The organism is Paenibacillus sp. FSL L8-0641 (assembly GCF_038006265.1).
Classification (GTDB): domain Bacteria; phylum Bacillota; class Bacilli; order Paenibacillales; family Paenibacillaceae; genus Paenibacillus; species Paenibacillus polymyxa_D.
In genome coordinates this window covers 5,551,830-5,562,712 of the sequence record NZ_JBBOUW010000001.1, presented here as the reverse complement: position 1 = coordinate 5,562,712, position 10,883 = coordinate 5,551,830, and the positions used below count along the sequence as shown (strand labels likewise).

General features: G+C 44.5%; 10 protein-coding genes. All 10 read left to right on the top strand.

All coding sequences use genetic code 11. The annotated features are described in order from the left end of the window. Positions 1-1,073 precede the first annotated feature (1,073 nt). The 10 genes from rpmH (at position 1,074) to MKY16_RS25115 (ending at position 10,746) form a co-directional block, all read left to right on the top strand. On the top strand, positions 1,074-1,208 hold the full coding sequence (gene rpmH, locus MKY16_RS25160) for a 50S ribosomal protein L34 (protein ID WP_007433250.1): 135 nt from the start codon (positions 1,074-1,076) through the stop codon (positions 1,206-1,208). 263 nt (positions 1,209-1,471) lie between these two features. Next, positions 1,472-1,822 (top strand): ribonuclease P protein component, encoded by a 351-nt coding sequence (gene rnpA / locus MKY16_RS25155; protein ID WP_029518974.1) that lies wholly within the window; start codon positions 1,472-1,474, stop codon positions 1,820-1,822. A 71-nt stretch (positions 1,823-1,893) separates the two neighbouring features. Further along, positions 1,894-2,760: a YidC/Oxa1 family membrane protein insertase gene (locus MKY16_RS25150; protein ID WP_029518972.1), complete on the top strand. Its 867-nt coding sequence runs from the start codon at positions 1,894-1,896 to the stop codon at positions 2,758-2,760. Then, positions 2,757-3,518, top strand: coding sequence for an RNA-binding cell elongation regulator Jag/EloR (gene jag / locus MKY16_RS25145; RefSeq protein WP_340957531.1), 762 nt, complete (start codon positions 2,757-2,759; stop codon positions 3,516-3,518). The genes MKY16_RS25150 and jag overlap by 4 nt, the downstream gene beginning before the upstream one ends. A 128-nt stretch (positions 3,519-3,646) precedes the next feature. Beyond that, on the top strand, positions 3,647-5,023 hold the full coding sequence (gene mnmE / locus MKY16_RS25140) for a tRNA uridine-5-carboxymethylaminomethyl(34) synthesis GTPase MnmE (protein WP_165145428.1): 1,377 nt from the start codon (positions 3,647-3,649) through the stop codon (positions 5,021-5,023). A gap of 97 nt (positions 5,024-5,120) precedes the next feature. Next, on the top strand, positions 5,121-7,010 hold the full coding sequence (mnmG, locus tag MKY16_RS25135) for a tRNA uridine-5-carboxymethylaminomethyl(34) synthesis enzyme MnmG (protein ID WP_029518968.1): 1,890 nt from the start codon (positions 5,121-5,123) through the stop codon (positions 7,008-7,010). Next, on the top strand, positions 7,010-7,732 hold the full coding sequence (gene rsmG / locus MKY16_RS25130; protein ID WP_029518967.1) for a 16S rRNA (guanine(527)-N(7))-methyltransferase RsmG: 723 nt from the start codon (positions 7,010-7,012) through the stop codon (positions 7,730-7,732). The genes mnmG and rsmG overlap by 1 nt, the downstream gene beginning before the upstream one ends. A 412-nt stretch (positions 7,733-8,144) precedes the next feature. After that, a complete protein-coding gene (noc, locus tag MKY16_RS25125; RefSeq protein ID WP_029518966.1) occupies positions 8,145-8,963 on the top strand; it encodes a nucleoid occlusion protein in 819 nt (272 codons plus the stop codon). Positions 8,964-9,149: 186 nt separating this feature from the next. After that, positions 9,150-9,911 (top strand): ParA family protein, encoded by a 762-nt coding sequence (locus MKY16_RS25120; protein ID WP_023991152.1) that lies wholly within the window; start codon positions 9,150-9,152, stop codon positions 9,909-9,911. Continuing rightward, complete coding sequence (locus MKY16_RS25115) at positions 9,904-10,746, top strand: ParB/RepB/Spo0J family partition protein (RefSeq protein ID WP_029518964.1); 843 nt, start codon at positions 9,904-9,906, stop codon at positions 10,744-10,746. Before MKY16_RS25120 ends, MKY16_RS25115 begins: the two co-directional genes overlap by 8 nt. The last annotated feature ends 137 nt before the right edge of the window (positions 10,747-10,883 follow it).

The window sequence follows — 10,883 nt, the reverse complement described above, 5'->3', positions numbered from 1 at the left end:
AGACGTCACTCCTTTTAAATCCTGACATTTTACCGAATTAAGCTGCAGAGAGCTGCTCTCGGCGCTTCGGCAAAACGCCTAAAATCACAAAAATGTTGTTGAAGGCCATAAAAAGACATACCGCCGCCTAAAACATGCGGCAGTGTGGTGAGAGAACGCAGCACAAAATGACCCTGAAAAATAGCTAATGGAAATCCCGCTGCTGACCAGCAGAAGAAAGGCGATATTTCTCAGGAGGGAATGTGCGGCACGATCCGTTCTCTTGATCCCGCAGGCCAAAACGGGACTGCAATATGTCGAAATCAAATGAAAAATGTAGAATATATCCCCAGAATTCCGAATCCGCACAAAAATAAAAAGATGGATAAATTGAACTTGTTCACAACTTTATCCACAGGGTGTTGATAATATGGAGGGTAAAACAACATATTCACATTCAAAAGTAATATCATCATAGCAAAAGAAGCCTTGTATTTCAATGACTCGTGGTTATTTATCCACAAATTCAATCTGTTGTGTACAATTTTTATTCACAACACAAGATATTGTTTATAATTTGTTCAGTTTTCGACAATAACTCTTTTTCGCTCTAAAATGTTATGCACAGGTTATGACCATTTAAATCACAATTCAGTTCTTTTTGTGAATCTGTGTATAATTGCCGTTGCCTTTTGGTCACAGAGGCTTATTTTTCTGTTGAAAATTTCCGGTAACGTTTCCGACAATATTTTTGAACGAACCTGATAACGTCGATCTGAAAATAGGATGGATTCAAGTTACAGAATGAATAAATGTAAAAAGGACAGTTTTGGAGGAGTGAAAACTACAAATAGAATGCTGATAATGGAGGAAAGACGAAAGGAATTTTATGAAATAAGGGAATAAAAGAGTGAAGTGAGTCAGCGGGGTAAAGAGGAGGAGGCTTCCTGAAGGCGAAAAAGAGGAAGAGGGTTTATAAGTACATTGACTTTGACCGCTATTTGTGGTTAAATGTACAAAGGTGTTTTTTGTGGAGATTGCTATGTTAGGTATATTCCATATAAAACGTATTCCTTGTAAGGAGGTGCAGCACAATGAGACCGACTTTCAGACCGAATGTCAGCAAACGTAAAAAAGTTCACGGCTTCCGTAAAAGAATGAGCACGAAGAATGGCCGTAAAGTTTTGGCAGCTCGTCGCCAAAAAGGTAGAAAAGTATTGAGTGCGTAATGCGTGCATAAAGACCACTACGGTGGTCTTTTTTTTCATAATTGAGGTATTCAGGGATGCGATCCCTTCTTCTTTTGTTGTAAAAATGTAGTGAAAGAAGAGGGAGAAGCCCAGCATCCTGTCCTATATTAGATGAAGCTTTTGAAAACGGATATAAAATAAGCGAGATTACCATGTTGGAATGTTGTCCATACTTCTTACTATATAAAAGGTAAAGGTTAGCTTACCGACATGTGTAAAAGAGATGAGCAAGGAGAAGCGCCGTGCAAAAAAAATTGCGTCTACGAAACCGGGCGGACTTTGGGCGCGTATACCGCCATGGCAAATCTTTTGCCAACCATCAGTTTGTGGTGTACTGGTTCCGCCGCAGAGAGGTAGAGCAGTTCCGCGTCGGAATTTCGGCCAGCAAGAAGATCGGCAATGCAGTAGTTCGCAACCGGATGCGCAGAATCGTTAAGGAAATTGTGCGCCATCATGAGCATGAATTGGTGGAGCAGATTGATCTGATTTTTATCGTTCGTAAGGGTGCAGTTACTAAGTCGTATCAAGAGCTGGAGAAAAGCGTGCTGCACGTTCTACGCAAAGCCTCGCTGCTCAAGTCTTCACGCCGATAGTCAGTATCTTTGTCCTACAGGATATGGTATGATTTACGTTGGAATGGATTGGTTAAGAAAGGGGTTATGAAGTGTCGCGTTTGAAGACTCAACGGGGAAAATGGTTCCTCCTGATTGCCTTATTGGCACTTGTTGCTGTGCTGTCCGGATGTGCCCAGACGGCCCACAATTCTTACACGACGGCAGACTTGGCCAATGGATCAGTTTGGCAAAGATATGTCGTTTACTGGTTTTCGTATGCGCTAGATACATTTGCCCAATGGTTCTCTGGAGAGTATGGCCTGGCCGTACTGGTTCTGGTGATTATCGTGCGAACCATTATTTTGCCGCTTACACTCAAGCAAGTACGTAGTTCCAAAGCTATGCAGGCCATTCAGCCGCAATTAAAAGAAATTCAAGCGAAGTACAAGGATACGCCTGAGAAAGTCCAGCAAGAGACGATGAAGTTGTTCCAGGAAAACAAGGTCAACCCGATGGCTGGCTGTCTTCCTTTGGTAGTACAGATGCCCATTTTCATCGCGCTTTATAATGCCATTTATTATAACTCGGCATTGCGGGATCATGACTTCTTGTGGCTCCAGTTAGGTAAACCGGATCACTTGTTTATCTTGCCGATTTTGGCGGCGATTACGACATTTGTCCAAACTTGGATGATGATGAAAATGAATCCGACGCCGCAGCAAGGACCGATGCAATTTTTGCTGTACGTCTATCCGGTGCTGATTCTGTTCATGTCGTACAACTTCCCATCCGCTTTGCCGTTATACTGGTTCTACAGTAATATTTACACGATCATTCAAAACTATTTCCTTTATCGGAATAAGGATAAAGAAGCAGCACTGGCAAATGTGAAAACAGCCAGTCTCGCGAAAACGGGTTCCTCCAATAGTAAGAAAAAAGGCGGCAAAAACACGAAGGGGGCTAAAAAGTCGAGATGACCAAAGTCGTGAAATCAGGAAAAACCGTTGAAGATGCTGTAAGACAAGGACTCTCCCAACTGGGAGTAAGCCGTGAACGGGTAACCGTAAGCGTGTTGGAACAGCCGTCAAAAGGATTCCTGGGGTGGCTCGGGGTCAAGAAGGCGAAGGTGGAGCTTACGCTGCTCTCTGAGCCGTCTCCTGAAACCACACACGCGGCTGAATTTCATGTATCGGCTCAAGCACCTTCTAGCGTGGGACAGGCTTTATCAGAAGAAACTGGGCCTGTTGCACAGGAAGCACAGATGAACACAGAAGCACCTTCGGGACATGTAGATCCTTATGAAGAGGCGGTGCGTTTCATCCGTGAAACAGCAGCAGGAATGGGATTGGACGTTAAAGTTGATGTCCGCCACCGCAAGGATGAAAGTACACTGGATATCTCCGGTCCGTCGCTCGGTATGTTGATCGGCCGCAGAGGACAGACATTGGATGCATTGCAGTACCTGACGAATATCGTTGCCAACCGTCATTCTGACAAATTCATCCGAATTGTGCTGGATGCCGAGCAATTTCGTGCACGTCGGCAAAAAACGCTGGAGGATTTGGCAGATCGGTTGGCGAACCAGGCTATTCGTTATGGCAAGGAAGTGGTGCTGGAGCCAATGCCGTCACAGGAGCGGAAGCTGATTCACGCCAAGCTCCAACAGCATGCGCTGGTTAGAACATACAGCAAGGGGGACGAGCCCAATCGGCGCGTCGTCATTGCTAAAAAATAATCCGACGCAATGGCTCTCTGCAAGATGCAGAAGCCATTGCTTTTTTTCTTATATTTCTCGCTGAAACGGCTGCCGTCCTTGATGAAGGACGGCAATGTCGTTTCTACTTGATAGGAGGTAGAAACTTTATGCTGAGCGATACTATAGCTGCCATTGCAACGGCTGTCGGCGAGGGCGGTATTGCGGTTGTACGGGTCAGCGGGCCAGATGCGGTCACGGAAGTGGAGGCTTTGTTTCGTAGTAAAACGCCTCTAAGCAAAGCTCAAACTCACACGGTACATTATGGACATATTATAGATCCCCAAAGCCAGGAAAAGGTGGAGGAAGTTTTAGTTACAGTAATGCGGGCGCCACGCTCTTTTACGACAGAAGATGTCGTAGAAATCAGCACTCATGGCGGGGTCGTAGCCGTCAAACGGGTGATGGATTTACTATTGCTGCAAAATATACGTCTGGCTGAGCCAGGGGAATTTACGAAACGTGCTTTTCTGAATGGTCGTATTGACCTAAGTCAGGCGGAGGGTGTCATTGACTTAATTCGCTCCAAATCAGATAAAGCTTTTTCGGTGGCTTTGAAGCAGGTAGATGGACAGCTGTCCCAGAATATTCGTCGCTTGCGTCATGTTTTGGTGGAGACACTTGCTCATATTGAAGTGAACATTGATTATCCTGAGCATGATGTTGAATCTTTTACATCTGATTTAATCAAGGATAAAAGCAGTCAGGTCATGATGGAAATTGATCGGCTGCTGCATATGGCGGAGCAGGGAAAGATTTTGCGTGAAGGGTTGACCACAGCGATTGTTGGAAGACCAAATGTGGGGAAATCATCACTGCTGAACACATTGGCTCAGGGCGAGCGGGCCATTGTGACCGATATTCCGGGCACAACCCGTGACGTTATTGAGGAATATGTGACGATTAATAATATTCCACTCAAGTTGCTGGATACAGCTGGGATTCGTGAAACGATGGATGTTGTGGAACGGATTGGAGTAGAACGTTCGAGAACGGCGGTTAGTGAAGCAGATCTGCTACTCATCGTCATTAACGCCAACGAACCACTGCATGAGGATGAAATGGCATTAATGGAACAAATCCGCGGTAGACAAGCGATTGTCATTATGAATAAAATGGACTTACCGGCCCAGGTAGACCGGGATTTGTTGCTGCGTTATGTTCCTGAAGAGCTTATCGTACCGATGTCTGTGAAGGAAAATGAGGGAGCGGACCGACTGGAGCAGGCTATATCCAAGTTATTCTTTAGCGGCAAGCTGGAATCAGCGGATATGACATATGTCAGCAACGTACGGCATATTGCTTTGTTGAAGAAGGCGCGCCAATCGCTGGTAGATGCCTATGAAGCTGCTGATCAATTTGTTCCGATCGACATGATCCAGATTGATGTAAGGCTGGCATGGGAGCATTTGGGTGAGATTGTAGGCGATACTGCGCATGATGCGCTAATAGACCAAATATTTTCACAATTTTGTCTAGGCAAATAGAACATTTAAGCATGGCTGATATAAGCCTGCTATCGTTATAGATATACAAGAGCATATTCGGCGTGAAGACCGAAATGTATAAGGAGGTAAGAAAGGTATGGGTTACCAAGGAGGCGACTATGACGTGATTGTCGTAGGCGCGGGCCATGCAGGTGTAGAATCGGCCTTGGCAGCAGCACGGATGGGCTGTCGCACGTTGATGATCACAATTAACCTGGATATGGTCGCGTTCATGCCCTGCAACCCGTCTATTGGCGGTCCTGCAAAAGGACATGTGGTGCGAGAAATTGATGCACTGGGCGGCGAAATGGGTCGGAATATAGACAAGACATTTATCCAAATGAGAATGTTAAATACTGGTAAAGGTCCGGCGGTTCATGCATTGCGTGCACAAGCAGACAAGTTCTCTTATCAGCATGCGATGAAGGAAACGATGGAAAAGGAACCGAATTTGACCTTACGCCAAGGTATGGTTGAAGAACTGATTATGGAAGATGGTCATTGCGTAGGTGTAATCACGAAGACGGGCACAGAGTATCGAAGTAAAGCAGTTGTCCTGACCACAGGCACTTATCTGCGCGGGAAAATCATTATGGGCGAGCTAATGTATGAGAGTGGTCCGAACAATCAACAGCCTTCGTTGAGATTGTCTGAGCATTTGAGAGAGCTGGGTTTTGATCTGGTTCGATTTAAGACAGGAACGCCACCACGTGTGCATAAGGACACGATTGATTTTAGCAAAACCGAAATACAACCGGGTGATGATCAACCAAAGTTCTTTTCCTATGAAACGAAGTCTTCGGATAATGAACAGCTTCCTTGCTGGCTGACATATACTTCAGTAGAAACACATCAGATTATTAATGATAATTTGCACCGTGCGCCTATGTTCTCTGGTCTGATTGAAGGAACGGGACCACGATATTGCCCATCTATTGAAGATAAAGTGGTACGCTTCAGTGATAAGCCTAAGCACCAAATCTTTTTGGAGCCTGAAGGTAAAAACACATCTGAATACTATGTTCAGGGCTTGTCGACCAGCTTGCCAGAGGATGTACAATTAGCTGTACTGCGTTCGATTCCGGGGATGGAAAAGGTAGAGATGATGCGTAACGGCTATGCTATTGAATATGATGCAATGGTACCTACGCAGTTATGGCCTACTTTGGAAACGAAGAAAGTCCCAGGCTTGTTCACAGCAGGTCAGATTAACGGTACTTCCGGTTACGAAGAAGCTGCGGGTCAAGGAATTATGGCAGGGATTAACGCAGCTCGTAAGGTGCAGGGCAAAGAGCCTGTCGTATTGGACCGTTCGCAAGGCTACATCGGGGTCCTGATTGACGATCTGGTGACGAAGGGGACGAATGAGCCATATCGCTTGCTGACGTCACGTGCAGAATATCGTCTGTTGTTGCGTCATGATAACGCTGATCTGCGATTGACTCCGATTGGGCATGATATTGGCCTAATTACGGATGAACGATACGAGCGCTTTTTGGATAAAAAGCAAAAGGTAGATCAAGAGATTGAACGTTTGCGCTTGGCGAAGGTTCGTCCAGTTGATATAAATGAGATGCTGGAGCAAGGCGGATCTGCACCGATACAGGATGGTAGTAATTTGTTAACGGTGCTGCGTCGACCAGAGATCAGTTATGCGCAAGTAGCACAAATCTCACCTTCACCTATAGCTCTTACTGAGGAAGAACAGGAGCAGGTGGAAATCCAAATTAAGTATGCGGGCTACATTGAAAAGCAATTGATGCATGTGGAGCGTCTGCAAAAGATGGAGAAGAAGAAGCTTCCAGAGGATATTGTATACAATGAAGTTCAAGGACTGGCCATTGAAGCCAAGCAGAAACTTGAAAAGATCCGTCCGATGTCGATTGGTCAGGCATCCCGTATTTCGGGTGTAACCCCTGCGGATATTTCCATTTTGCTGGTTTATCTGGAGCATTATAACCGCGTAACAGCAGCAAGGGGATCATAATGGACGCGATACAACAGCAATTTAAGCAGCGGCTGGCAGAGCATAGTATTGTGATTAATGACAGTCAGTTAGAGCAGTTTGAAGCATATTACCGTGTGCTGGTTGAGTGGAATGAAAAAATGAACCTGACGGGTATTACTGAGCGCGATGCAGTGTACACCAAGCATTTTTATGATTCTCTTTCCCTGGCTTTTTATGTTCCGTTAAAAGATGTGGAAAGCCTGGCCGATATTGGGTCAGGTGCAGGTTTTCCAGGTATTCCTTTGAAAATATGCTTTCCGCAGATTCAGTTGACTATTGTAGATTCGTTGAACAAACGTATACAGTTCTTGGCCCATGTAGTAGAGCAGTTGGGTTTGGAAAATGTTGAACTGGTTCACAGCAGGGCAGAGGAATTGGGGCGTAAACCAGGATACCGTGATAGCTATGATCTAGTGACAGCCAGAGCGGTTGCTCGTCTCGCCGTATTGAATGAATTTTGTTTGCCGTTTGTCCGTGAAGGAGGACACTTTGCCGCGATGAAGGGCAATGATCCTACCGAGGAAATCAAGGAAGCTTCTTACAGTTTGAAAGAGCTAAAGGGAAAAATCAAACATGTTCAGGCCTTCCAGTTACCTGTTGAAGATGCAGCCAGACATATGATTATTATTGAGAAAAGAGCGGCGACACCACGGAAATATCCGCGTAAGCCGGGTACTCCTTTGAAGGCGCCGTTAGTGTAAATGTTTGAAAGAAAGTGAATGTTTCACGTGAAACATTCACTTTTTTTATGGCTGATAGACTCTTTACATAAAAGCCTCTTTGCTAACATGCGTTCTTGTTTACATTTGGGGATCAAAGAGGATGCATAATTTATTCTCTGATCCTTCCGAAAAGCTGGTAGAGACGATAGGATTATGGCTGGAAAAGTGATAGAATAGAGATAATCGTTTTAATGTAAGTTGACTGCTCCTATACCCATGAATTCAGATATACATATAGGGGAGTGGGACAACAAATGTCGGGTGAGTACGTGGAGTGTACCCGCTTACGGCGCTGTTTCATATAGAAGGGTCTACGATCCGCGTAAGGAACTGTTTTTCACGAAGCGCTGTTAGTATGGTGCTATTATGAAATTAGGTGGTATTATACGGAATGAAAGAACAATTTTCCAAGCTATTTGGTTTGACGGAGCGATCTACTGGGGACGAAATAAAACAAATTCCAGTTCGGGATATTGTCAGCAGTCCTTATCAGCCCCGTACCATATTTGACGACGAGAAGATTGATGAGCTATGCCAGACCATTAAGACGCATGGTGTAATTCAACCGATTGTCGTTCGTTTCCGTAATGGGCAATATGAGATTATAGCAGGGGAACGTCGTTGGAGAGCTGTCACCAAGCTGGGTATGGAATCTATTCCAGCTATTGTTCGTGAGTTTAATGATTCACAAGCTGCATCCATCGCGTTGATTGAAAATCTTCAACGGGAAGGGTTAACTGCGATTGAAGAGGCTGTAGCTTACCAAAAGCTGATTGATCTACATCAGCTCACCCAGGAAAGCCTCGCTCAACGACTTGGCAAAAGCCAATCCACTATTGCTAACAAGATACGGCTGCTTCATCTACCGGAGAGAGTGAAAGAGGCTCTAATGGAACGGAAGGTATCCGAGCGTCATGCTCGTGCATTATTGTCATTAGAGACTGAAGAACTACAGTACAAGGTTTTAGATGAAGTCATTGCCAAGGAACTCAATGTGAAGCAGACAGAGGCACGAGTTGCCTTTTATAAACAAGTATCCACTAATAAGAAATCGAAGCGGATTTCCTTTACCAAGGATGTCCGGCTTGCGCTGAATACAATTCGTCAATCCATTGATATGGTGTCTGGCTCAGGCTTGGATATCAAGACCAAGGAATCTGATCATGAGGATCACTATGAGATTGTCATTCAAATTCCCAAACGTAAGTAAGGGATGAAGCGTACAGGCGGCAGCAATTGCCGCTTTTTCTGTCTAACGCCGAATAAAACCGCAGCATACTCAATTCTATTCTGAAATTGCCGTTATCCCTAAGATAAGGACTAAGTAACGTCTCCATAGAGCGTTTTGCAGGTATGGAGTGTAGCAGGATTCCGATTAAATTATGAGGTGAATGAAGTGTCAAAAATAATAGCCGTAGCCAATCAAAAGGGCGGAGTAGGCAAAACAACTACTTCCGTTAATTTGGGCGCCGGACTTGCTTCCCTCGGCAAAAGGGTATTGCTCGTGGATATCGACCCGCAAGGTAATACAACCAGCGGTGTGGGTATCAATAAGGCGGATGTGGCAAATTGTATTTATGATGTACTCATTAACGAGGTTGATCCTAGCGAAGCTATTGTCAGTACACAGGTTGAGGGATTAGATATAATTCCGGCAACCATTCAGTTAGCAGGCGCGGAAATTGAACTGGTGCCGACTATTTCTCGTGAGTTGAGATTAAAAAGATCGCTTCAACTCGTTAAGCATAATTATGATTATATACTAATTGATTGCCCACCATCGCTGGGTATTTTGACGCTCAATTCATTGACGGCTTCCGATTCAGTCATTATCCCAATCCAGTGTGAATATTACGCATTGGAAGGATTAAGTCAATTGTTGAATACCGTGCGATTAGTGCAAAAACATCTGAACACCTCATTGCAAATTGAAGGTGTGTTGTTAACCATGTTTGATGCTCGCACGAACTTGGGTATACAGGTGATTGAAGAAGTGAAAAAATATTTTCAAAGCAAGGTTTATCAGACGATTATTCCACGCAATGTGAGACTCAGCGAAGCACCTTCACATGGCCAGTCCATTATTACGTATGATCCCCGTTCCCGTGGGGCAGAGGTATATATTGAGTTGGCAAAGGAAGTGGTATCTTATGAGTAAACGGTTGGGAAAAGGACTTGATGCACTCATTCCCTCCCTTACGGTCAATGAAGAGGATAAGGTTGTTGACATTCCGCTGAGCCAGTTGCGTGCGAACCCGTACCAGCCTCGCAAAACGTTTGATGAAGAGTCCATTAAGGAATTAGCCGAGTCCATTCGTCAGCACGGTGTTATCCAACCTATTATTGCACGTAGTGTATTGCGAGGATATGAAATCATAGCCGGGGAAAGACGATTTCGGGCATCTCAATTTTGTGGGAATCCGACGATACCTGTGGTTGTTCGTAATTTTACGGATCAGCAGGTGATGGAGATTGCTCTGATTGAGAATTTGCAGCGTGAGAATTTGAATGCTATGGAAGTAGCAGTAGCTTATCAGGGATTAATGGATCAATTTTCTTTAACTCAGGAAGAGTTGTCCATGAAAGTGGGAAAATCACGCTCTCATATTGCCAATTTCCTTCGCTTGCTCGCATTACCTGAAGAAGTTAAAGATCATGTTTCACGTGGAACATTGTCTATGGGACATGCTAGAGCTATTGTTGGCCTCAAAGATCCAGACATGGTGAAACAGTTAGCACAACAATGTATTGAACAGCAGTGGAGTGTTCGCGAGCTGGAGGAAGCCGTACAGCAGTTGGATCATAAGCCTGGTGAGGCGAAAGCCAAAGCAAAGGTACGAAAAAAGGACCCCTATATTGACCATATGGAAGAGTCCTTGCGTGAACGCTTTAAAACAACTGTGAAGATCAAGCATAATAAAGATAAAGGCAAAATTGAATTGAATTATTACAGTCAGCAGGATTTGGAAAGATTACTGGAGCTATTACAGTAGTTTGTTGAAATATGGACATGTCTCCTTGAGCAAAATGGAAAGTGAGATATGTCTTTGCTTTGTCTGGAATTGCAGGAATTAGAATGGTTTTGATGGATAAACTAATAGCCTTGTGTTATTTGTTTCGCTGTTCTCAA

What these genes read in the sequence shown, in the direction of transcription:
- rpmH (WP_007433250.1), top strand. Translation starts at nt 1,074, where the DNA reads ATGAGACCGACTTTCAGACCGAATGTCAGCAAACGTAAAAAAGTTCAC.
- jag (WP_340957531.1), top strand. Translation starts at nt 2,757, where the DNA reads ATGACCAAAGTCGTGAAATCAGGAAAAACCGTTGAAGATGCTGTAAGA.
- mnmE (WP_165145428.1), top strand. Translation starts at nt 3,647, where the DNA reads ATGCTGAGCGATACTATAGCTGCCATTGCAACGGCTGTCGGCGAGGGC.
- mnmG (WP_029518968.1), top strand. Translation starts at nt 5,121, where the DNA reads ATGGGTTACCAAGGAGGCGACTATGACGTGATTGTCGTAGGCGCGGGC.
- rsmG (WP_029518967.1), top strand. Translation starts at nt 7,010, where the DNA reads ATGGACGCGATACAACAGCAATTTAAGCAGCGGCTGGCAGAGCATAGT.
- noc (WP_029518966.1), top strand. Translation starts at nt 8,145, where the DNA reads ATGAAAGAACAATTTTCCAAGCTATTTGGTTTGACGGAGCGATCTACT.
- MKY16_RS25115 (WP_029518964.1), top strand. Translation starts at nt 9,904, where the DNA reads ATGAGTAAACGGTTGGGAAAAGGACTTGATGCACTCATTCCCTCCCTT.